Origin of the sequence: Nocardia sp. NPDC127579 (assembly GCF_042672005.1) — a bacterium.
GTDB lineage: Bacteria > Actinomycetota > Actinomycetes > Mycobacteriales > Mycobacteriaceae > Nocardia.
On sequence record NZ_JBHXVZ010000006.1, the window covers coordinates 393,617 to 416,261 of the forward strand.

The 22,645-nt window shown below is 69.0% G+C and carries 19 protein-coding genes; 12 read left to right on the forward strand and 7 right to left on the reverse strand.

Annotation, left to right across the window (positions count from 1 at the left end):
• Positions 1–48 precede the first annotated feature (48 nt).
• Positions 49–660, forward strand: coding sequence for a TetR/AcrR family transcriptional regulator (locus ACFVMC_RS22380; protein WP_379213053.1), 612 nt, complete (start codon positions 49–51; stop codon positions 658–660).
• Positions 661–809: 149 nt separating this feature from the next.
• Here the strand turns inward: ACFVMC_RS22380 and ACFVMC_RS22385 are convergent, their stop codons facing one another.
• Complete coding sequence (locus ACFVMC_RS22385) at positions 810–2,147, reverse strand: PucR family transcriptional regulator (protein ID WP_379213055.1); 1,338 nt, start codon at positions 2,145–2,147, stop codon at positions 810–812.
• 206 nt (positions 2,148–2,353) lie between these two features.
• Positions 2,354–2,983 carry a TetR/AcrR family transcriptional regulator gene (locus ACFVMC_RS22390; RefSeq protein ID WP_379213057.1) on the reverse strand — a complete coding sequence of 210 codons (630 nt, stop codon included), beginning with the start codon at positions 2,981–2,983 and terminating at the stop codon, positions 2,354–2,356.
• A 131-nt stretch (positions 2,984–3,114) separates the two neighbouring features.
• On the opposite strand from ACFVMC_RS22390, the gene ACFVMC_RS22395 reads away from it, so the two are divergent.
• On the forward strand, positions 3,115–4,479 hold the full coding sequence (locus ACFVMC_RS22395) for an ABC1 kinase family protein (protein WP_379213059.1): 1,365 nt from the start codon (positions 3,115–3,117) through the stop codon (positions 4,477–4,479).
• On the opposite strand, the gene ACFVMC_RS22400 is transcribed toward ACFVMC_RS22395, so the two are convergent.
• Positions 4,480–5,943, reverse strand: coding sequence for a multicopper oxidase family protein (locus ACFVMC_RS22400; RefSeq protein ID WP_379213061.1), 1,464 nt, complete (start codon positions 5,941–5,943; stop codon positions 4,480–4,482). It abuts the gene before it with no gap.
• A 427-nt stretch (positions 5,944–6,370) separates the two neighbouring features.
• Here ACFVMC_RS22400 and ACFVMC_RS22405 point away from each other — a divergent pair, with 427 nt between their 5' ends.
• From ACFVMC_RS22405 to tuf, 4 genes are all read left to right on the forward strand, one after another.
• On the forward strand, positions 6,371–7,594 hold the full coding sequence (locus ACFVMC_RS22405; protein ID WP_379213063.1) for a sensor histidine kinase: 1,224 nt from the start codon (positions 6,371–6,373) through the stop codon (positions 7,592–7,594).
• Positions 7,591–8,226: a response regulator gene (locus tag ACFVMC_RS22410; protein WP_379213065.1), complete on the forward strand. Its 636-nt coding sequence runs from the start codon at positions 7,591–7,593 to the stop codon at positions 8,224–8,226. Before ACFVMC_RS22405 ends, ACFVMC_RS22410 begins: the two co-directional genes overlap by 4 nt.
• A gap of 53 nt (positions 8,227–8,279) precedes the next feature.
• Positions 8,280–9,521 carry an acyl-CoA dehydrogenase family protein gene (locus ACFVMC_RS22415; RefSeq protein WP_379213067.1) on the forward strand — a complete coding sequence of 414 codons (1,242 nt, stop codon included), beginning with the start codon at positions 8,280–8,282 and terminating at the stop codon, positions 9,519–9,521.
• Positions 9,522–9,738: 217 nt separating this feature from the next.
• Positions 9,739–10,911 (forward strand): elongation factor Tu, encoded by a 1,173-nt coding sequence (gene tuf, locus ACFVMC_RS22420; RefSeq protein ID WP_379213069.1) that lies wholly within the window; start codon positions 9,739–9,741, stop codon positions 10,909–10,911.
• 189 nt (positions 10,912–11,100) lie between these two features.
• Here tuf and ACFVMC_RS22425 read toward each other — a convergent pair whose 3' ends face one another.
• The gene (locus ACFVMC_RS22425; protein WP_379213285.1) at positions 11,101–11,928 is read right to left on the reverse strand and encodes a siderophore-interacting protein; all 828 of its coding nucleotides are present in this window, start codon (positions 11,926–11,928) and stop codon (positions 11,101–11,103) included.
• A 139-nt stretch (positions 11,929–12,067) separates the two neighbouring features.
• Between ACFVMC_RS22425 and ACFVMC_RS22430 the strand changes: the two genes are divergently transcribed.
• The 3 genes from ACFVMC_RS22430 to ACFVMC_RS22440 are packed head-to-tail and all read left to right on the forward strand — an operon-like array spanning position 12,068 to position 13,912.
• Positions 12,068–12,643, forward strand: coding sequence for a biotin transporter BioY (locus tag ACFVMC_RS22430; protein ID WP_379213071.1), 576 nt, complete (start codon positions 12,068–12,070; stop codon positions 12,641–12,643).
• Positions 12,636–13,316 carry an energy-coupling factor ABC transporter ATP-binding protein gene (locus tag ACFVMC_RS22435; protein WP_379213073.1) on the forward strand — a complete coding sequence of 227 codons (681 nt, stop codon included), beginning with the start codon at positions 12,636–12,638 and terminating at the stop codon, positions 13,314–13,316. Before ACFVMC_RS22430 ends, ACFVMC_RS22435 begins: the two co-directional genes overlap by 8 nt.
• Positions 13,313–13,912, forward strand: coding sequence for an energy-coupling factor transporter transmembrane component T family protein (locus tag ACFVMC_RS22440; protein ID WP_379213075.1), 600 nt, complete (start codon positions 13,313–13,315; stop codon positions 13,910–13,912). Before ACFVMC_RS22435 ends, ACFVMC_RS22440 begins: the two co-directional genes overlap by 4 nt.
• 133 nt (positions 13,913–14,045) lie before the next feature.
• Here the strand turns inward: ACFVMC_RS22440 and ACFVMC_RS22445 are convergent, their stop codons facing one another.
• On the reverse strand, positions 14,046–15,317 hold the full coding sequence (locus ACFVMC_RS22445) for a hypothetical protein (RefSeq protein WP_379213077.1): 1,272 nt from the start codon (positions 15,315–15,317) through the stop codon (positions 14,046–14,048).
• 77 nt (positions 15,318–15,394) lie between these two features.
• Between ACFVMC_RS22445 and ACFVMC_RS22450 the strand changes: the two genes are divergently transcribed.
• The 3 genes from ACFVMC_RS22450 to ACFVMC_RS22460 all read left to right on the forward strand — a co-directional run bounded on the left by ACFVMC_RS22450 (position 15,395) and on the right by ACFVMC_RS22460 (position 20,063).
• Entirely contained in the window at positions 15,395–16,267 is an 873-nt protein-coding gene (locus tag ACFVMC_RS22450; RefSeq protein WP_379213078.1) for a LysR family transcriptional regulator, read from the forward strand.
• Between the two features lie 308 nt (positions 16,268–16,575).
• Positions 16,576–18,768 carry an RNA polymerase recycling motor ATPase HelR gene (gene helR, locus ACFVMC_RS22455; protein ID WP_379213080.1) on the forward strand — a complete coding sequence of 731 codons (2,193 nt, stop codon included), beginning with the start codon at positions 16,576–16,578 and terminating at the stop codon, positions 18,766–18,768.
• A gap of 116 nt (positions 18,769–18,884) precedes the next feature.
• Positions 18,885–20,063 carry an Ig-like domain-containing protein gene (locus ACFVMC_RS22460; RefSeq protein ID WP_379213287.1) on the forward strand — a complete coding sequence of 393 codons (1,179 nt, stop codon included), beginning with the start codon at positions 18,885–18,887 and terminating at the stop codon, positions 20,061–20,063.
• Positions 20,064–20,127: 64 nt separating this feature from the next.
• Here the strand turns inward: ACFVMC_RS22460 and ACFVMC_RS22465 are convergent, their stop codons facing one another.
• On the reverse strand, positions 20,128–21,495 hold the full coding sequence (locus ACFVMC_RS22465; protein WP_379213081.1) for an MFS transporter: 1,368 nt from the start codon (positions 21,493–21,495) through the stop codon (positions 20,128–20,130).
• A gap of 87 nt (positions 21,496–21,582) precedes the next feature.
• Positions 21,583–22,488: a hypothetical protein gene (locus tag ACFVMC_RS22470; protein WP_379213083.1), complete on the reverse strand. Its 906-nt coding sequence runs from the start codon at positions 22,486–22,488 to the stop codon at positions 21,583–21,585.
• Positions 22,489–22,645: the final 157 nt, after the last annotated feature.

Below are 22,645 nucleotides of genomic sequence, written 5' to 3' on the forward strand. Positions count from 1 at the left end.
TCTGCTTTGACATTGGCGTCAATGTCAATGGACGGCTAGGCTGCTCTCGTGACACAGGCCTGGGCGGTGCGGGATGCCCGCGAGCGCACGCAGACCGCGCGGCACCGCGCCCTGCTCGACGCCGCGGCACGGGTGTTCGCGGCCCGCGGATACGAGGACACCACCGTCGCGGCGATCACCGCGGAGGCCGGAGTATCCCGGGCGACGCTGTATGTCTACTTCGCCTCGAAGGAAGAGATCTTCCACGCCCTGGCCGAACGCGTCCGCGACGATTTCCTGGCCGCCCAGGAATTCGACAGCACCGACGACGATCCGCGCGCCGCGCTCGCCGCCACCGTCCATGCCTACGCCGCCGCGGTTCTCGCTGCCGGCCCGCTGCTCCGCCTGATCGATCAGCGCGGCGCGGTCGATCCGCGCCTCGCCGCGCTCGCCACCGAGATCAACGAACGCCCCCTGCGCCGCTTCACCCGCTACCTCGATCGCCAGGCCCGCGCCGGCACCATCACCCCCACCGCCTCCCATCGCGTGCTCGCCGAAACCATCGGTTACACCGTCACCCACGGCATGCTCGCCCGCCGTGACGCCCCACCGGCCACCCGCACCGCCTTCCTGGACGACCTGGTCCGCGTCAGCGAAACCCTTCTGGGTCTGAGTGATTAGCCGATGCGCCACCGACTCGCGCCGGTGACACTCACGGCCTGAGCACGAACCGCTACCGGAGCCATGCGCTTGCGGGAACCCGCCCGAATGCGTTACCTGCGGCCATGAATCGCTGCTAGGGCGCGGATTACGTTGTGCGCCCGCGAGGTTCAGCGGCGAACGGCGCCGCTGTCCTGGGGCAGTTCCTGCGGGGGAGTGGTGCGGGGCTGGTGGGGGTTCGGGGAACGGTCGGGCTGGTCGCGGTAGCTGCGGGCGACCAGGGCCGAGCGCAGGTACCAGAGGCCGCTGGCCTGGCTGGGATCCAGGCCGGTGATGGCGGCGATGCGCTTGAGGCGGTAGTCGACGGTGTTGGTGTGCACGTGCAGCGCGTGGGCGGTGCGCTGGCGATTGAGATTGTTGCTGATGTGCAGGTGCAGGGTGCCGAGCAGTTCCGGATGCGCGTCGAGCGGATCCAGCAGCGTGCACAGTTGTTCGCGGCCGGGACCGGGCCGGGTGAGCTGGAATTCGAGGGCGAGGTCGTCGAAGCGGTAGAGGCCGCGTTCGAGTCGCAGCCGCTGCACCATGTCCAGCAGTTGATGGGCCTGGTCGGCGGCGCCCGGGATGTCGGCGGTGGCGGCGGTGACCAGCGCCGCGGTCACCGGCACCTGCCCGGCCTGCGACAGGGTGGCGACGAGGCGGGCCAGATCCACGGTGCCGGTATCGGGTACGAGCAGAGTGCCGCCGTCCACGCTGAGCAGCGACAGCACGGTGTCGCCCGCGGCGCTCAGCGCGGCCTGCACCCGGCGCAGTTTGCGCCGCGCGACCACGGTGCGGTCCACGCCGGGATGCGCTTCCTCCGGATGCGGCGGGATCGACAGCGCCAGCACGTGATACCGGTCGGCGATCTCGATCCCGGATTCGCGCGCCATGGTCGAGGTGGGGTGCCCGGCCAGCAGTGCGGAGGTCATGGTGTGCACGCCGTGATGGTGCTCGCGGACCACCGAACGCAGTTCTCGCACATAGGCTTTGGAGACCGCGGTGGTCATGGTGTCGAGCAGGTCGACCACGATGCGCGCCCCGCCGATCAGGTCGTCGTAGTCGCCGCGGCGCAGTACCAGCAGTTGCGGGTCGTCGTCGTGACTGTGGCCGGTGGCCGTGCTGGAGACGACCAGGTCCAGCCCGATCCGGAAGCCTTCGTGCATGGCGCGGTGCACGGTGTCGATCGGCACGCCTTCGCGCGCCCACTGTGCGGCGGTGTGCTCGAGCCGGCGGATCTTCTCGGGGGCGTCGGTGCCGTCGATCATGCTGACCGCCAGTTCCAGGCATACGCGGGTGATCGAGGTGACGTCGCCGTCCAGGGATTCGCCGGGCAGCGTGCGGCAGGGGGCCACCGTTTCCAGGAAGCGGCCGACCATCTCCCGCGATAGGGCACGGACATTGCGCAGCGGCTCTGCCAACGTGGTCGCCGGGCGGGTCGGGCCCGGGGTGTGCGACGTGTCCACGGTCATCGGTGACCTCTCTTCCGAACTTTGCCAGAGCGTTAGGTGTTACTCGCTCTAGCAGAAACCGTAAACTGTAATCCGACTCACCTTCTACTCCTCTTCGGAATCTTGGCCGTGCGGTCGGATTACCCGCTATCACCTGGGAAAACAGTTCACGTGGCGGTGGTCGGAGGAGTGGTGGAAGGGGCGATTGCTGGGGTGGCGCTCACTTTTTACGCAACGTTCGATATGCGCTCGGATTCCGTCCATGCCGTGATCATGCGCGCGGTCATCCGAATCGACTCCCGGCGGGCCTGTGGATCGACCTCCAGTGCCGCCGAGCGCAGCACCGCGGCGAAACAGGTGTTGATCAGCACGAAGGTCATCACGTCGTACTCGTGGTCGTCGCCCGGGCCGAGGATCTGGATCACCATGACCTTGACCAGCAGCCGCAGCCGGGGCTCGAATTCGGGAATGCCGCTGCTGTAGAACTGCACGCCCTCCACCAGGGCGCGCACCAGCCGGGCCTGGGTCGCCAGTTCCTCGGCGAGTACCTCGAGAATGCCGGTGATCATGTCCAGGGTGGACTGGTTCGACAACCCGAAGACCTGCTGGGTGAAGCGCTGCTCGATGGTTTCCAGCAGGCGGCGCAGCAGTTCCTCGACGATCACGCCGCGGTCGGAGAAGTAGCGGTAGACAGTGCCGATGCTGACGCCGGCCTCGGCGGCGATCCGGTTGGTGGAGGTATTGGGGATACCGCGTTCGCCGAACAACGTGGCGGCGGTGTCCAGAATGTGTTCCCGCGTCGCTTTCGCGCGTTCCTGGGCCGGGCGACGCCGCTGACCCGCCGTTTTGGACGACATCGAGACTCTCCTGCGGGCTCGGGAAAAGTGAGCGGCGCTCAGCTTAGTCCTGTGATCGGTCACCGCGTGGGCGAATTCCTGATCACGGTGTGCTGTCATGAGGTGAAATGTGGTGATTTCAGGGAGGTGTCATGACCGGTCGAGTCCCGAAGGGGCGGATCGTGCGCGGCGGGCGGATCGGCAAACTGGTAGCCGGTCAGGTCGTGCGCGGGGTCGGAACCCGACTGTCGATGATCGGGCGGCCGGAGCAGGCGCGTGAACTGCTGGCCGAACGCTCGACGCTACAGGCGGCGCAGCAACTGGTCACCGTGCTGGGCGGGCTCAAGGGCGCGGCCATGAAGGTCGGGCAGATGCTCTCGGTGCTCGATGTCGACCTGATGCCCGAATCACACCGGGAGTTGTTCCGGGTCAAGCTCGCCGAGTTGCGCGATCAGGCGCCGGAGGTGCCCTTCGCGGCCATGCGCACCGTGATCGAGGGTGATCTGGGGCCGCTGGCACGACATTTCGCGGATTTCGACGAGAACGCCATCGCGGCCGCCTCGATCGGTCAGGTCTACCGGGCCCGGCTGCACGACGGCCGCGAGGTCGCGGTGAAGGTGAAATATCCCGGCGTCGACGACGCCGTCGAGGCGGATATGCGCAATCTCGCATTGTTCAGCCGACTGTGGAAGTCGGTGCTGCCCAGTGCCGCCGACACCGAGGTACTCGAGGAGATCGCCCGCAATATCGGCGGCGAACTCGACTATCCGCGGGAAGCGCTGACCCAGCATCGCATCGCCGAACGCTATCGCGGGCACCCGTTCATCACGGTGCCCGACAGCATCGGCGAGCTGTGCGGGCCGCACGTGCTGGTGACGGAATTCGTTGCGGGACAGTCCTTCGACGAGATCCGCGAGCTGCCCGCCGCCGATCGCGACCGGATCGGCGAACTGGTCTACCGCTTCTATGTGGGCACGCTGTTCTCCGACTACGAATTCTGTGGCGACCCGCATCCGGGCAATATCCTGCTCGCTCCCGACGGGCGGGTCGGGTTCGTCGACTTCGGGCTCTACAACACGATGGATGTCGCGCATGTCGAACTGGAGCGCGAATGCCTGCTCGCCGCGGGCGAATACCGCGCGGACGACCTGTACCGGGCCTGGGTCGCCAACGGCATCCTCGACCCGGAATCCGGGGTGTCCGCACAGGAAGTCCTCGACTATGTCTGGGCGGCGGCGGGCTGGCACCTGCTCGACGAGGACATCACCATCACTCCCGAGCTGGCCACCGGCGCGGTGATCATGGCCGTCGATCCCCGGGCCGCCGAGTTCAAAGGCATGCGGTACCAGCGTCTTCCGGCGGAGCACGTGTTCTCCCGCCGCGCCGACCTGTTCACCTTCGCGGCGCTCGGCCAGTTGCGCACCACCAACAACTGGCATCGAATCGCCCGCGAATGGCTCTATCGGGAGGCTCCGGCGACAGCGATCGGTCGTGCGGTGGCGCGCTGGAAGTCGTGATCAGCCGTGTGACATCGACATCGGCGCCGGCGTCTGCCCGGGGGCGAGGGCCAGGAACTGGCCCATCATGCCGTGATCCTCGTGCAGCAGCAGATGGCAGTGGAACATGTAGGGGTAGGTCGGGTCGGTGTGCGCGCCGAACCGCATGGCCAGCGTGTAGCTGGAACCGGGCCGGGTGTAGACGGTGTCCTTCCAACCCGCCAACTCCGATGGCGGTGCGGCGCCGTCGATTTCGGTGACCTGGAACTGGACGTCGTGGATGTGGAAGTTGTGCGGCCAGTCGTCGGCATTGCGGACCGTCCACACTTCGACACTGTCCGGTGTGACCGTGAAGTCGATGCGGTTCATGTCCATGCGCTGCCGGTTGATCTGGAACCACTGGAGATCGAAGTGCCGCCGCGCGAGCGCGGCCGCCGCGGGCACCGGGGTCATCGGTACGAGTGCATCCGGTACGACCGCGGACGATCTCGGCTCCTTTGCGCCGCGCAGTTCCAGAATGTCGAAGGTGTCGTCGAAGCCGAATTCGCGGGCCCGGTCCGCGTCGAGCTCGCCGCGCTGTTCGATCGGTAAGGCGCGCAGCATGACTCGGTCATCGGGCTGGATCGGTACCACGATCTCGGCGCGCTCGCCCGGGCTCAACTGGATCCGGATCAGCGCAACCGGCCGTGGCAGCAACCCGCCGTCGCCGCCGATCAGCTGGAACTCGCGGTTGTCGGCGAATCCGAGGTGATAGAGCCGTCCGGAGGAACCGTTGAGCAGCCGGAGTCGAATCCGCGAGGTGCGGGCGCGGAAGTACGCTCCCGCAATGCCGTTCGTGACGATGGTGTCGCCGAGCAGGCCGACGTCGGTGGGATCGGATTCGTCCAGCCCGCCGTCCGCGCGGAATCGCCGATCCTGGATCACCAGCGGAATATCGTCCACCCCATAGTCGTTCGGTAGCGCGAGGGTGTCGGCGACGTCGTCGTCGAGCAGGAAGAACCCGGCCAGCCCCCGGTAGACGTGCTTCTCGGTGCCGCCGTGTGGGTGCGGGTGGTACCAGAGCGTGGCGGCCTGCTGCGCCACGGTCCACGTCGGCGTCCATTCCCCGCCCACCGCGATCGTCTGATGCGGCCCGCCATCCATCCGCGCCGGTACCCGCATGCCGTGCCAATGCAGTGTGGACGGCTCCGGCAACTCGTTGCGGACCCGCACGGCGACGGTCTCGCCGCGCCGCGCCCGCAGCGTCGGCCCGAGATACGGCCCATCGATTCCCCAGGTGGGCGTCCGTTTTCCCGCCAAGATCTCGGTGTTGCCCACCTGCATGGTCAACTGAAATCGCCGCACCCCATCGGCTCCGACCACGGATTCGGCCAAGGGTGGGATCGGCAGCGCTCGCGGCCCCGTCGCGACGGCCCGACGTGCGCAGCCGACCGCGACCGGCGCGATGGCGAGCCCGGCCAGAAAACCTCTACGCGAAACACTCATGCCGAAATCCTGCTGACGATCAACCCGCCGCCCCTCCTGCCCTGAGCCGTGAATCGACCCGTGGAACCTCCGCCTCGCGACCCTTGCGGCATGGTTTGCGCTGTGGTAGCCACTGTCCGCACAGCATTGCTGCGGATCGGTTCGAGCCGCTGCCCGACGGCTTGGACACGACCCGGCGCGCGGATCGGATGCGGGCACCACGTTCGCGGAGTTCACTGCCGAATCGAAGCGTCCGCCCCCCCGGGGTTGGAGTTCGCATGCTCGTTTGCGTGATCGATGGCGCGATCGGGCGGGTGTTGTCGCTGCTCGGCTTGTGAAGTGGCGGCTGCGGAGGGCCGCCGACTATTTGCTGCCGGGTAGCGGACGTGCTGTCAACTCCTCCCGGGGGACGAGTCGGCACCGGGGCGGCGTCGCTTACCGTGGGCCGGTGAGCGAATTCGTTTTCCGCCGTGACCGGTGGTTGCTGCTGCGCTGTGTGCCGTTGGTGCTGGTGCCGTTGCTGCTGCTGGCGAGTACGTTCCCGGGGGAGTTCCGGGTGCCCGTGGGTTACTGGGTGCTCGCGATGACGGCGGCGGCGTTGTTCGCGCTGGGGAATCGGTGGCCGCTCACGGTGTCGGTAGCGCTGTCGGTGCTGGCGGTGCCGATGTTCCTGACCGATGCGTGGGGGCTGTCGGGACTGGTGCCCTACGTGGCGGCGGTGGCGTTGGTCGACGCGGTGGCGCGCACGCACCGGCGCGGCGCGGTCGGGCTGGTGACGGGATGCTGGGCGGCGGCCGTGCTGATCGGGCTGTGGTTCGATCACGTGCCGTTCCGGCGGGGCGCGATCGCGCTGGAGGTCGTCGCGTACGCGGGGCTGCCGCTGCTGCTCGGCCTGTATCTGCGGGCCCAGCGCGATCTCGCCCGGAAGTTCCGGCTGGAGGCGGTGGCCGCCGAACTGCGCCGGGCCGAGGCCGAAGAGCGCACCCGCGCCGCCGAACGCGCCGCCATGGCCCGCGAACTGCACGACCTGGTCGCCCATCACATGGCCTCCATCGTGCTGCGCATCGAGGTCGCCCGGTATGTGCTCGACGACCCCGACCCGCGGGTGGTCTCGGTACTCGACGACGTGCACGCCGCCGCCTCCGATTCGCTCACCGATATCCGCCGGCTCCTCGTCGCCCTGCGCGACCCCGATCTCGGCGCTGTCGCCCTCGTCGAATCCGGCACCCTCGGCCGCGAGATCGCCGCGGCGGTCGATCGCGCCCGCGCCGCGGGCTTCACCGTCGACGCCGACCTGGAACCCGACCTCGCCGGCCTGGACGCCGTCGGCCGCCTCACCCTCCTGCGCGTGGTCCAGGAATCCCTCACCAACGTCATGAAGCACGCCGATCCCGCAGCGCCGGTAACCGTCCGAATGTCCTACGCCGACAAGGGAATAGCGGTCCAGATCATCAACAGGGGCCACGGCGACGCACACCCCTCGGGGCACGGTCTGATCGGAATCCGCGAACGTGTCGACATCGCAGGCGGCACCCTCACCGTCGGTCCCGGTGTCGGTCGCGCCGGTTCGGGTGTGCCGGTGGTCGAATCGCGGATCGGGGAGCCCGCTGAGCGCGGGTGGATCGTCCGTGCGTGGTTGCCGCTGGTCTCGGCGCAGGAGGGTGTGCGGTGATCCGGGTATTGATCGTCGATGATCAGCGGCTGATTCGGGCGGGGTTGCGGATGCTGCTGGAATCGACCGACGACTTACAGGTCGTGGGTGAGGCGGGGGATGGTGTGGAGGCGGTGCGGGCCAGTGCCGAATCGGAGCCCGACCTGATTCTGATGGATCTGCGGATGCCGGGCCTGGACGGAGTGGCCGCCACCCGGCAGATAGTCGGATCCCGTCCTGCGGCAAAGGTTCTGGTGCTCACCACGTTCGACGACGACGATCATCTCTATCCGGCGCTCGCCGCGGGCGCGACCGGGTTCCTGGTCAAGGACACCGCCGCACCCGACCTGCTCGCCGCGATCCGGCGCGCCGTCGACGGTGACATGCCGTTCTCGCCCGCGCTGCTGCCGCGGTTGGTCGGCCGGGCGCTCGTGGCCCCGCGCGGCGCGCCCGATACCGTCGCGCTCACCCCGCGCGAACAAGAAGTGCTCGCCCTGGTCGGTGCGGGGCTGGGCAATCAGGAGATCGCGGACCGGCTGCACCTGGGCGTCACCACGGTGAAGACGCACGTGGGCAACCTCATGGACAAGACCGGCTGCGACAACCGCGTCCGCCTGGCGGTGTACGCGTACCGCCGCGCCGAATCCCACTAGAACGTGTTCTATATTTGGGGCACCCGTTCCGGCGATCCGTGGGAGTTTGCACGATGTACCAGTGGTCCGACACCGACCTGATGTTCCGCGACGCGCTGCGCGGATTCATCGACAAAGAGATCACCCCGCACGTCGAGCGGCTCGAGAGCGGCGAACTGCCACCCTTCGACATCATCCGCAAGCTCTACGCCACCTTCGGCATGGACGAACTGGCCCGGGAGAGCCTGCAGAAGACGATCGCGCGCGATGAAGCCCGGGAACGCGGCGAAGCACCCGCGGCCGACAAGCCCGGCGGCGGGTTCAGCGGCGCCGGCAGCATGGGCGTCATCCTGAACAGCGAACTCGCCGGCGTCAGCCTGGGGCTGGTCGCCTCCATGGGTGTTTCGCTCGGCCTGACGGTCGGCACCATCCGCAGTCGCGGCACCCTGGCGCAGAAGAAGCGCTGGCTGCCGGAGCTGGTCACCTTCGAGAAGGTCGGCGCCTGGGCCATCACCGAACCCGACTCCGGCTCGGACGCGTTCGGCGGCATGAAATCCTATGTGCGCCGCGACGGCGAGGACTACATCCTCAACGGCCGCAAAACCTTCATCACCAACGGCCCGCACGCCGATGTCACCGTCGTCTACGCCAAGCTCGACGAGGGCGACCCCAGCGTCGACCGCCGTGACCGCAAGGTGCTGGCCTTCGTGCTGGACAAGGGCATGGAGGGTTTCGTCCAGAGTCCCGCGTTCAAGAAGATGGGCATGAACTCCTCGCCCACCGGCGAACTGTTCTTCGACAATGTCCGGATCGGCAAGGACCGCCTGCTCGGCGAAACCGAGAACCCGGCCAAGGGCGACGGCAAGGACAGCGCCAAGGAGTCCTTCGCCGCCGAACGCATCGGCATCGCCTCGCTCGCGCTGGGCATCATCAACGAATGCCACCGGCTCTGCGTGGATTACGCGAAGTCGCGCACCCTGTGGGGCCGCGAGATCGCCCAGTTCCAGCTCATCCAGCTCAAACTGGCCGAGATGGAAGTGGCGCGAATCAATGTGCAGAACATGGTGTTCAACGCCATCGAGCGCACCGCCGCGGGGGAAAAGGTCTCGCTGGCCGAGGCTTCGGCGATGAAGCTGTACTCCTCGCGCGCCGCGACCGAGGTCGCCATGGAGGCCGTGCAGCTCTTCGGTGGCAACGGCTACATGCGTGAGTACAAGGTCGAGCAGCTGGCCCGCGACGCCAAGTCGCTGATGATCTACGCGGGCAGCAACGAGATCCAGGTGACCCACATCGCCAAGGGCCTGCTCGGAGCCTGATAAATCGGTGGCGTGGGCGCCGGCCCGCGCTGCATCATTGGTGCATGTTCCAGCAGCTGTTCATCGCTACGCCCGCGGGCGCGATGACGGCTGCCCTGGCAGTCGCATTCGACGGCGCACGAAGCTGACCTTCTCCGGGACGTCCCCGGGACCTCAGGCGGGGAAGGTCGTTCGTCGCCGAGGTTCCGAATTCCCGACTCCCAGACAAGGATTCATCATGGCCAAGCAGGCCTTCGTTCGCACCAAGCCGCACCTCAACATCGGCACCATGGGTCACGTCGACCACGGCAAGACCACGCTGACCGCCGCCATCACCAAGGTGCTCGCCGAGCGCGGCGGTGGTTCGTTCGTCCCGTTCGAGCGGATCGACCGCGCGCCGGAAGAACTCGCGCGCGGAATCACCATCAATATCGCGCACGTCGAATACGAAACCGACACACGGCATTACGCGCATGTGGACATGCCGGGGCACGCCGACTTCGTGAAGAACATGATCACCGGCGCGGCCCAGGTCGACGGCGCGATCCTGGTGCTGTCGGCCGAGGACGGGGTGATGCCGCAGACGATCGAGCACGTGCTGCTGGCCCGGCAGGTCGGAGTGGAACACCTGGTGGTCGCGCTGAACAAGGCCGACGCCGGTGACGCCGAGCTGCTCGAGCTGGTGGAGCTCGAGGTGCGGGAGCTGTTGAGCGCCAACGGATACGACGGCGCGGGTACGCCGGTGGTGCCGGTATCGGGGCTGCGGGCGCTCCAGGGCGACCCGCACTGGTCCGCGGCGGTGCTGCGCCTGCTGGACGCGGTGGACACCCACATCCCCACACCGGTGCGCTACACCGACGGGCCGTTCCTGTTGCCGATCGAGAATGTGCTCACCATCACCGGGCGCGGCACCGTCGTCACGGGCGCGGTGGAGCGTGGGCGGATCCGGATGGGGGATCGGGTCGCGGTCCTCGGATACGGTGCGGAACTGGAGTCCGTGGTCACCGGAGTCGAAACCTTCGGGCGGACAATGGAGTTCGCGGAGGCCGGGGACAATGTCGCGCTGCTGCTGCGTGGTGTGCAGCGCGGTCAGATCCGGCGCGGTCAGGTCGTGGCCGTGCCCGGCAGTATCGCCGTGCACACCCGCTGCACCGCGCGCCTGCACCTGCTGTCGGCGGCGGAGGGCGGCCGGCGCACGCCGATCACCTCCGGCTACCGGCCGCAGTTCTACCTGCGCACCGGTGACGTCGTCGGCGACGTCACGCTCGCCGCGCCCGCCCACCCGGGTGACACCGTCGAGGTGACGGTGACGCTGGGCCAGCCGGTCCCGCTCGAGCCCGGACTCGGGTTCGCCGTCCGCGAGGGCGGTCGGACCGTGGCGGCGGGGACGGTCCGCACAGTGGAGGGCTGACCGATGGGGCGTCGGCCGTTCGTTCAGTGCGAACGGCCGACGTCCATGGTCGGCGAAGTCCTGCGGAATCGGTCGAAACACCTGCTGGTGTCGGCGAATCGGGTGCGCACGGCACGATAGCGCCGCGTTTCGGACGCGACGGTACGTCCGCGGTCGACGCGCGGCCCCGCCTGGACGGCGGTCGGACCGCTATTCGTCCCGGTCGTAGTCCGCGACCCCGCGCTTCCAGTAGCCCGCAACGAGCGAATCCTTCGCTCCGGCTCCCAACTCGGTCCGCACCCAGCGGCGCAGGGGGCGCAGGCAACCGGCTTCACCGGCGATCCATGCGTAAACGCGTTCTCCCTCGGGCGCTTTCACCTCACGTACCGCCTGTTCCAGCGCGTCGCCGGTCCCCGGAGCGCCGTCCCGCAGCACCCAGCGCACCTGGACGCCGGCCGGTGGGTCGAGTTCGATCCGCTCACCCGCGACGCCGATCTCGATGATCGCCCAACCGGATGCGGTGCGCGGCAACCACTCCAGCCATCGGGCGATGGCGGGCAGTGCGGTGATGTCACCGGCGAGCAGGTACTTGTCGTAGGTCTTCGGCACCACCACGCCGCCCGGGGGACCGGCGATGTGCACGCGCGTTCCGGGTTGGACCGCCAGCGCCCAGTCCGAGGCGAGCCCGCCCGGATGGATCGCGAAGTCGATATCGAGCTCGTCGCCCTCGTGCCGGCGCACGGTGTATTCGCGCGAAATCGGCCGGGGCGCACCCCATTCCAGTGACAGCCCAACCCGTTCGGGCAGGTGCAGGTCGCCGTTGTCGTCCGGAAAGATCAGGCGCACATGCTCGTCCGGCACGTAGCTGTGGAAGCCTTCGAGGTCGGGGCCGCGGAAGGTCAGGCGCAGCAGGCCCGAACCGACCGGGACGCTGCCGACCACCTCGGCCTCGCACAGGCCGATCGGGTAGCCGACTTTCGCGCCGTGCTGCCCGGCGAGCACTTCGGCGATGCGTTCGGCGTAGGCGCTGCGATCCATCGTCATGAAGTTAGCCTAACCTTCCGAATCGCGGCACGGGGAAGCGACCTGTCCAGTCCGGCCCGGGTTCCGCGGTTCGGGCCGAACGACCGCTTGCTATCTTGAACGTCGTTCAAGCAGGTAGTGGAGGAAAACGGTCATGGAACACACCCGAGCGGCGAAGGCCGCGTTCTCCGCCCGGGAACTGGCACAGATCGCCGTCTTCGCGGCACTGATCGCCGCGCTGGGCCTCCCGGGCGCGATCACCGTCGGCTTCAGCGGCGTACCGATCACGGTGCAGACCCTCGGCGTCATCCTGGCGGGCGCGGTGCTCGGCGCGCGCAAAGGCACGGCCGCGGTGCTGGTGTTCATCGCGCTGACCATGCTCGGTCTGCCGCTGCTGTCGGGCGGGCGCACCGGTCTCACGGCGCTGTCCAGCCCGACGGCCGGATACCTGGTCGGCTGGATTCCGGCCACGCTGTTCATCGGACTGCTCACCGCGCGGATCCTGCCGAAATACCCGGTCGTGTTCGGACTGGTGATCAACGCGTTCGGCGGACTCGTGATCATCTACCTGTGCGGGTCGCTGGGTCTGCTGCTGCGCACCGACCTGGATCTGTCGCACGCGATCTCCACCAATTTCGCGTTCATTCCGGGCGATCTGGCCAAGGTGGTGGTGGCGACCGTGGTGGCCAAGGGTGTGCACCGGGCCTACCCGGGGCTGATTCGTGCCTGAGATCGTCGTCGACGGCGTGCACCACGCCTTCGGGGAACGACAGGTGCTCGCGGGCATCGACCTGCGGATCACCGAGCGTCGGGTCGGGATCATCGGCGCCAACGGGTCCGGCAAATCGACACTGGCCCGCATGTTCAACGGACTGCTGATCCCGTCCCGGGGGCAAGTCACGGTCGACGGTCTGGACACCGCGCGCAACGGGGCGCGGGTGCGGCGCAAGGTCGGATTCGTCTTCACCGATCCCGACACCCAGATCGTCATGCCGACGGTCGCCGAGGATCTGGCGTTCTCGCTACGCCGTTCCGGACTGACCCGATCGGAGGTCGCGGCCCGGGTCGGGGCGACGCTGGAACGATTCCAGCTCACCGGGCACGCCGAGCACCCCTCGCACCTGCTCTCCGGTGGTCAGAAGCAGCTGCTGGCGCTGGGCGCCGTGCTCATCCGCCGCCCCGAGCTGATCATCGCCGACGAACCGACCACCCTGCTGGATCTGCGCAACGCCCGCGTCGTCGCCCAGGCGCTCGACGCGCTGGACCAGCAGGTGATCGTGGTGACCCACCAATTGGCGCTACTGGACGGCTTCGATCGCGTGATCCTCGTCGACGAGGGTGCGATCGCCTACGACGGCACGCCCGCCGACGCCGTCGATACCTATCGGGCGCTGATCGGATGATCGGCCTCTACCGGCCGGGAACCTCGCCGCTGCATCGGCTTCCGGCCGGGGCGAAGATCCTGCTCCTGCTGGTAGCCATCGTCGCGGCAACGGTGTTCGCGCACAGTCCATTACGCGTCGGCCTCGTAGCTGCCGCCGTCGCGCTCCTGTACGCGATCGCCCGCATCCCGGTGAAAGTCGCGGTGGCACAACTTCGTCCGGCGGTCTGGATGCTGCTGCTCATCGCGGTCTTCCAGCTGGTCCTCACCTCGCCCGCACAGGCTCTCGTGGTCTGCGGCCTGCTCCTGATCTCGATGGCCCTCGCCGCCCTGGTCACCCTCACCACCCGCGTCACCGACATGCTCGACACCCTCACCCGCGTCCTCGGGCCCCTGCGCCGATTCGGCGTCGACCCCGACCGCATCGGCCTGCTCCTGGCGCTGGCCATTCGCTGTGTCCCCCTGCTGACCACCATCGTTCACGAGGTCGCCGAAGCACGCCGCGCCCGCGGCCTGCACTGGTCCATGACCGCCCTGGTCACCCCCGTTCTCGTCCGCGCGCTGCGCACCGCCGACGCCATGGGTGACGCCCTCGCCGCCCGCGGCGTGGACGACTGAACGCTCGGACGACGACCCTGACGAGTCGCTGCCGCCACCGAACGGCATCGGCCGGGCGCCGACCGGGTCCGGCGACTTCTCGACGAAGGACGCCGGACGGCACTCCTGTTGCCGGACGGTCGTCCGCGCCGGGTCAGTTGCTGACGACCTGGTGCACGCCGTGCGGCAGCGGGACGCGCAGGGCGGGGACGAGCCTGTCGGCAGTGACGCGGTAGATCTGGATTCCGGAACCGGGCGAGGTCGGGGTGCGACCCTGGTAGACGGAGGCGAGGAAATAGCGGCCCGTCGGATCGAAGGTGCCGCCCTCGGGCAGGACGCCGTCGAGGGGATAGTCGCCGAGTTCGGTCAGTGCGCCGGTAGCGGGGTCCAGGCGGAACAGGCTGACCGAGCCCTGTTCGTCGTAGCCGGGGACGTCGGGCGGAAAAGCGGTGCCGCGCATATTGATCGTGGCGACGCGGTCCCCGGCCGGATTGACGGCCAGGCCCTCGGCGGAGCGGTCGGATTCGGCGGTGGCGGTGACGTGATGGCCGGTCGTGCCCTCGGCCAGGCGGATGACGCTGAGCTTCGACGGGGTGGCGGGCAGGCGTTCGGCGAGATTGCCGGTGGTGAGGTCGCGGCCCCAGTCCGAGGTGATGTAGTGCCGGCCGTCGGGAGTGAAGCGGCCGACGAACGGATCGCGGCCGGTGGTCACGGGCGCGCCCCAGGGCCGGACGGTGTCCTCGACGGTGAAGAACGCGACCCGGTCCTGGGTCGTGATGTTCACGGCCAGCGCGCGGCCGCCGGGATGCCACTGCACATTCGTGGCGAGGACGCCGCCGCGCGGGCCGGCGGCGTGGCCGGTGATGCCGAGCGTGGCCAGGTCGAATACCCGCGGTGCGCCGAATCCGGTCGAGCTCCATGGAATCAGCTGGAGGTAGGACGCCTCGGCGGTATTGGAGACGACGGCGATGCGGGTCCCGTCCGGGCTGACGGCCAGCGCCTCGGGATAGTGCGCGATGGTGGCGGTCGCGGTGATCCGTTGCGGCTGAGCCAGATCGACGGCGAACAGGCGATCGCCCGGCGGCAGCTGCTGTGCCCGGGTGTCGCCCGGCTGCCGTCGCCCGAGCCGTTCGGTGACGAAAGCGGTTGTGCCGTCCGGGGACAGCGCGAGCACCTCCGGTGCGGAGGTCACCGAGTTCGGCACCTCGATCTGTTCGGCGGTGACGTGGCCGTTCTCGATCCGCAGGGTGCTCAGCAGGTCGCGATTCGCCTCGGGGGCGAGGATGCCGTCGACGTAGGTGCTCGCGAGATGGTCACCGTCGGAGAGGGCGACGATCCGGTCGATCGTCACCCCGGGTTCGGTGTCGGTGGCGCCGCAGGCGGTGAGGACGACCAGGGCGGCGCAGAGACAGAGCGTGGTTCGCATGAGACCGAGTCTCGGCATACCGGTGATCGTGATCAATCGGTATATCCGCTTGTGTGATAGTGCAATACGATCACAGCATGGATCTGCGCTCGGTCGAATGCTTCCTGCGGGTCGCGCAGACGCTGCACTTCGGCCGGGCCGCGGAGGAACTGCACCTGAGCCAGCCCGCCTTGAGCCAGCGCATCCGCACCCTCGAACGCGATATCGGCGCACGGCTTTTCGAACGCAATCGGCGAGGTGTCCGCCTCACGGCCGCGGGCCATGCGTTCCGGCCACACGCGCGAGCCGTTGTGACACAGGGGGAAAAGGCGGCGGACGCGGCGCGCCGGGCCGCGCTGGGGCTCCAGGGCCGGTTACGTCTCGGCTTCACCGTGATCGCGTCGTATACCGAACTGCCGCAGGCGATCCAGGCCTTTCGCACCGCGTACCCGGAGGTGGAGGTCGATCTGGTGGAGGTCAATTCACCGGCGCTGGAAGAGGCGCTGGACCGCGGCGAGATCGACCTCGCGATCCTGCACCCGCCGCTGGAGCGCCCGCACCTGCATATGCGCCACCTACCTGCCGAGCCGTTGGTGCTCGCACTCCCGGTCGGCCACCGGCTCGCCGGTCGATCGGCGATCTCCTTCTCCGATCTCGCCGATGAGCCACTGCTCAGCGCACCGCGCCACGTCGGTCCGGTCCTGTTCGACAAGGTCGTCGCCTGCTTCCGCGCCGCGGGTGTCGAACCGCGCATCGTCCAGGAGGCCACCCCCGTCACCACCCTGGCCGGTCTGGTCGCCGCGGGCGCGGGCATCGGTTTCGTCACCCGCGGCGTAGCCACGGCAACCAGACCCGGAGTCGTCTACCGCACCGTCCCCGCCGCCCCCACCGTCCCGCTGGCCGCCGCCTGGTCCCACCCCACCCCGCCCGCAACCCGCTTCCTGGAGATCCTGCCCCAGCAACCGACCTGACCCGATCAGCCATCAGACCGCGACGATGCGCACCCGTTCGCCGCACAGCTCTTCATGTCGTCGGTATCGGAGGTCAGGATGACCGCCGGTCTCGTTGCCCGGTCTGCACGGCCACAAGTACGCGATCGATGCGGTCGTGGCAGCCACGGCGCTGCGATTGCTGGGGCTGGATATCGCGATCCGAAAAATGGTGTGTGTTTCCCCCGTCCCTCTTCACTGTATAGCGCACCCCGGGGCTTGCGGCAAGGGCGGGGTGGGGGCGCATAATCGCTGGCCGGTGCTTGGACCTGCGGAAATGGGAGGTGTTGATGACTGTGTCGACTCAGGGGTACGAGGAAGAGCTGCGGGCCGAGCGGGAGTATGTGGCTGGGTTGTACGAACGGTTGGATGCGGAGCGGGCGCGGGTGCAGGGGCGCTACCGCGAGGTGCTGCGGGGCAACGGTATGCCCGCCATGGAGCGGGATTTCGAGGTGCGGGCGCTGGCCAAGGAGGTCACGCGGCTGGACGTGGCCGACCACGGCCTGTGCTTCGGGCGGCTGGACGATGTGACGGGTGAGCGGTCCTACATCGGGCGGATCGGCATCTTCGACGAGGCGAACGAATTCGAGCCGCTGCTGCTGGACTGGCGGGCTCCGGCCGCGCGGCCGTTCTATGTGGCGACCGCGGCGAGCCCGGAGAACATGGCGCGCCGCCGCCAGTTCCACACCCGTGCCCGACAGGTGGTCGATTTCACCGACGAGGTGCTCGGCCGCCCGGACGGCGCGGTGCACGGCGCGGACGCGGCGCTGCTGGCCGCGGTGAACGCGCCGCGCGGGGCGGGCATGCGCGACATCGTCGCGACCATCCAGGCCGAACAGGACGAGATCATCCGCCTGGAGCATCCGGGCGTGCTGGTCATCGAGGGCGGTCCGGGCACCGGTAAGACGGTGGTGGCGCTGCACCGGGTGGCGTATCTGCTCTACACCCGGCGTAAGCAGATGGAACGCAACGGCGTGCTGGTGGTCGGCCCCAATCCGGCGTTCCTGAGCCATATTTCGCATGTGCTGCCTTCGCTCGGCGAATCGAATGTGGTGTTCACCACGACCGGTGACCTGATGCCCGGAATCACCGCGACGGCCGAGGACAGCCCGGAGGTCGCGCGGGTCAAGGGCGCCCTGGCGATCGTCGAGGTGTTGCGGGCGGCGGTGGCCGACCGCCAGCAGGTGCCCGCGGAGCCGATCGCACTGGATCTGGCCGACATCACCGTGCGACTCGGCGCGGACATCGTCGGCTGGGCCCGCGACGAGGCGCGCGCGAGCGACCGGCCGCACAACGAGGCGCGCACGGTCTTTCTCGAGGTGCTCACCTGGGCGCTGACCGAACGCGCGATACCGCGCATCGGCAAGGGCTGGCTGACCCGGGACGACAAGGCGGCGTGGGAGGAACTGCGCGGTGACCTGCTGCGTGAACTGGCCGAGAACGCGACGTTCACGGCCGCGGTGGCGGACCTCTGGCCGCTGTTGACGCCCGAGCAGGTGCTGGCGGACCTGCTGTCCTCGGCGGATCGGCTCCGCGCGGCGGGCGCGGACCCGGCGCTGCTGCGCGCGCGGGGTGACGCCTGGACGGTCTCGGACGCGCCGCTGCTGGACGAACTGGCCGAACTCCTGGGTCAGGACACCACGGCCGCGGAGGCCGCGGCCCGGCGCGAGCGCAAGGCCCAGGCCGACTACGCGGCCGGCGTACTGGACCTGTTGGTCAGCCGCGAGGATCACATGGACGACGAGGATCACCTGTTCGCCACCGACATGCTCTTCGGTGACGACCTCGCGGACCGATTCGTCGAACGCGACCACCGGGAGCTGTCCGAACGCGCTGCGGCGGACCGGAGCTGGACCTACCGGCACGTCGTGGTCGACGAGGCGCAGGAGCTCTCGGGGATGGACTGGCGGGTGCTGATGCGACGGTGCCCGAGTCGGTCGTTCACCGTCGTCGGTGATCTGGCGCAGCGTCGTTCGGCGGCGGGCGCGCGCTCGTGGGCCGCGGTGTTCGAACCCTATGTGCCGGGCCGCTGGGCCTACCGGTCGCTGACGGTGAACTATCGCACCCCGGCCGAGATCATGGCGGTCGCGGGCGCGGTGCTGGCCGAGTTCGCGCCGGGAGTGCGGCCGCCGGAGTCGGTGCGCGCCTGCGGTGTGCGGCCGTGGTCGCGCCGGGTCACCGCGGACGAGGTGCCGGTCGCGATCGCGGAATTCGCGCGGGCGGAGGCGGATCGGGAGGGGACCTGTGTGGTGATCGGGCCGCCGGGCCTGCCCGGTACCGTTCCGGCCTCGGAGACCAAGGGGCTCGAGTTCGATGCGGTGCTGGTGGTGGATCCGGCGCGGATTCTGGCCGACGGTCCGCGCGGTGCGGCCGAGCTGTATGTCGCGTTGACGCGCGCGACCCAGCGGCTCGGGGTGCTGTTCGAGGGCGTGCTGCCGCCGGCCCTGTCCGGTCTCGCGGAGCTCGAGCCTGCCGGGCCGTAGGTGTCGGTTACGCGTCGGAACGGTCGCGGACCGCGGACACGCCGCCTGCGGTTGCTGAATGTTTGCTATACAGCAATTCGGTAGTCGATCGGCGGCGAAGGGAGTGCGCGGTGGCAATGCGACGGCGGCAGATATTGGCCGGATTGGCCGGTGCGACCGTTCTGGCGGGATGTGGGACGGCGCGCAAGGATCCGCCCGCCGCGACTCCGGCGGCCATCACGTTCGGCCCGGCCCCGGACGGCCCGGCGGCGGACCCGCGCAAGGTCGCCACCGCCGGGGTCGTCGGCGGCACGCTCACCTCGGTCGAATGGATCGACGAGACCGGCCGGCCGCTGCCGGGCATACTCACCCCCGACAAGCGGACCTGGTACAGCACCGAACCGCTCGGCTACGGACACACCTACGCGGTCAAGGCCGTGGCACACGGCGAGACCGGCGAGGTCACCGCGACCACCACCTGCACCTCGGTGCGTCCGGACAAACTCACCGATGTCGCGCTGCGCTCGGCGAGCCTGGACGACCTGGTCGAGGGGGACACCCACGGCGTGGGGCTGGTCGTGGTCGCGGTCTTCGACGAACCGGTCGATCGCGTCGCGGCCGAACGGAATCTGTCGGTGATCACCGACCCGCCGGTCGAGGGCGGGTGGTACTGGCTCAGCGACAAGAACGCGCACTGGCGTCCGGAGCACTATCACAAGCCCGGCACCAAGGTCACCGTCGTCTCGGACATCTACGGCGCCAGACTCGGCGACGGTCTTTACGGTGCGCGCAACCAGCGGGTCACCGTGCATATCGGACCCGAGCGCATCGCTGTCGCCGACGACAACACCAAGCATGTCGACGTCTTCGAGAACGGCCAGCTGGTGCGCAGTATGCCCACCTCGATGGGCAAGGGCGGCACGACTTACGCGGGCGGCAATGTGCTCTCGTTCTGGACTCCGCCAGGCGTCTACACCGTGCTGCAACGCCAGCATCCGGTGAAGATGACCTCGGCCAGCTACGGCCTGACCGGCGCCGACGGCTACGACGTGATGATCAACTACGGCGTCCGGATCAGTCACGACGGCATCTTCCTGCACGAGCTGGCCTCCAGTGTCTGGGCGCAGGGCAATACCAATGTCTCGCACGGCTGCCTCAACCTCGGCCCCGGCGACGCACAGTGGTTCTACGACTTCGTAGGCCAGGGCGACGTGGTCGAGGTCCGCAACACCGGCGGCGACCCGCTCAATATCTGGCAGAACGGCGACTGGGGCGTCCCGTGGGAGCAGTGGCGCACCGGCGTCTCACCGGAATGATCTGAGCCGCAACACGATTCGTGCCCCCGCACACGGTGCGGGGGCACGAATCGTCGGTCGGTGCTCAGGCGGCCATGGCCAGCTCGCGCCGGGTCGGCCAGCGGGGGTGGTCGGTGTCGATGATGTAGGGGTGGGTGTGGCGGTAGTGGGTGGCGTCGACCTGCTCCGCGTCCAGCAGCCGGGCGGGATCGATGCTGCCGATCTCGTGCAGGTGGGTGAGCTGCGCCGGGTCGTGGCGCGGCCACAGCCGCTGGGCGGCAACGATTCCCGCGCCCGCCAGGACGATCAGCGTGATCCATGTGGCGGTGAATCCGGCGGCGGTGGTCACCCGGCCGGCGATCGGGTAGGTGAGCAGCCAGGCCAGGTGCGACAGCGAGAACTGGGCCGCGAACAGGGCCGGCCGGTCACCGGGCTGGGCCGAGCGGCGCAGCAGCTGGCCGGTCGGGGTGAGGATGGCCGCGGTGCCCGCGCCGATCAGCGCCCAGATCGCGATGGCCGCGGTCCAGCGCCAGTCGCCGGATCCGGCGGTGGACAGGCCGATGGCGGCGGCCAGCCCCAGCACGAGCGCGGTCGCGCCGGTGAGCATGACCGGCCGGGGATCGGTCCGGTCCAGGATCCGGGGCAGCGCCAGGGCGACCAGCATGGTGCCGAAACCGTTGGCGGCCAGCAATATCGCCACGCCGGACTGGGTGCCGCCCAGGGTGTCGCGGACGTAGTTGACGGTATTGACCATGATCATCGACCCGGCCGCCGCGACCACCAGGTTCAGGCCGAGCAGACCGCGCAACCGCGGGGTGGCGGCGAAGATCCGCAGCCCCACCGTGATTCGGTCGCGGAAGCTGCCCGCAGCGGTGGCCGTCGAGTGCGGGATCCGGGTCGCCAGCACCAGGGCGGCCGAGACCGCGAAGCCGATCGCGGTGCCGACGAACAGCCAGTGGAAGCTGATCAGGGTCAGGGCCGCGGCGGCGAGCATCGGGCTGAGCAGGGTCTCCATGGTCGCGGCCAGCTGGGCGGCCGACAGGGCCCGGGTGTAGTCGTGTTCGTCGGGCAGGATATCGGGAATGATCGCCTGGTAGGTGGGAGTGAACGCGGCCGAGGCGGCTTGCAGGATCGCGATCAGTACATAGATCTGCCACACCTGGTCGATGAACGGCAGGCCCAGCACGATCGCGCCGCGAATTCCGTTGAGCGTCACCAGGAACGAGCGGCGCGGCAGCCGGTGTGCGAACGCCGCCACGACGGGGGCGAGGGTCACGTAGACGAACATCTTGATGGTGAGCGCGGTGCCGAGCACGGCGGCCGCGTCGGCACCCGCCAGCTCGTAGGCGAGCAGACCCAGTGCGACAGTGGTCAATCCGGTGCCGAACAGGGCCGACACCTGGGCGGTGAACAATTTGCGGTAGTCACGGTGCTGGAAAAGGGTGGTGGACATCGGTGGCGCTTCCTCGGAATAGGTTGGCGGAGGGTGGATCTCGGGTGCGTTGGCAGCAGCAGTCGCACACGGTGAACTCCTCGGGGGTCAGGCCTGGACCGTCGGCAGGGTGAAGGCGGCCGTGCGGACGACCTCTCCGTGCTTGAAATCCAGGAACAGGCGGTAGGTTCCGGCACCCGGAACCGCGGTGTGGAAGGTGACCTCCGGCCCGGGCGCGGTCACGCCGTCGCCGGGCTCACCGTTCGGGTGGACGTGCACGTAGGCCAGATCGCCCGCCCGCAGGACCACCAGGTGGCCGTAGGCGGCGAGGTAGGGCTGTAGATCGGTGACCGGCTGTCCGTCCTTGCGAACGGTGAGGGTGAGCAGCCGACCCGCGCCGGGCACCAGATCACCGTCCAGGGTGACCTCGTAGCCGTCGACCAGCGCGGTGCGCGCGGCCGGGGGAGTGGGCCGCGGTGCGTAAGCGCCCGCCAGGGCGAGATCCGCGCCGAGGGTGAGGGTCTTACCGAGGGCGCGCGGGGCGATATCGGTGAAGACGCGGTACGCGCCCGCCTCCGGCAGTTCCAGTCGCACCGCCCAGGTGCCGTCCGCGCCGAGCGTCGGGTGCACGTGCCAGAAGCCGGTGAGCTCCCGGCGCGCCACGATCAGGTGCAGTTCGCGATCGTGGATGGCGGTGTAGTCGGTGACCGGGTTGCCGTCGGGGCCCAGGATCCGGAAGCGGAAATCGAGGACGCCGGGCTGGGCGATCGGCTCGGCCAGCTCCAAGGTGTAGCCGTCCTGGGTGATCTGGAGGCCGCCCGGGAGACCGCCGCCGTGGCCGGCGTGAGCGTCGTGACCGGCGTGAGCGTTATGTCCGGCGTGGGCAGTGTGCCCGGCCTGAGCGTTGTGGCCCGTGTGCTCGGTGGTGTGGCCGACGTGGGCACCGTGTCCCGCGTGGGCGGTGTGATCCCCGTGTGCGCCGCCGTGGTTGGTGTGGTTGTGGGTGGTGGTCATCGTTCCGGCCTTTCCGATCTTGTTTGTCCGACGCACTGAAATTTATACCCCCGGGGGGTATGGCGCAAGCCGATGTGACGCAGCCCACTCGGCGCGAAAACCTCACCCGCGCAGGGTTGACGGCCGCATACCTTAGGGGGGTATGGTTTCGGCTCGG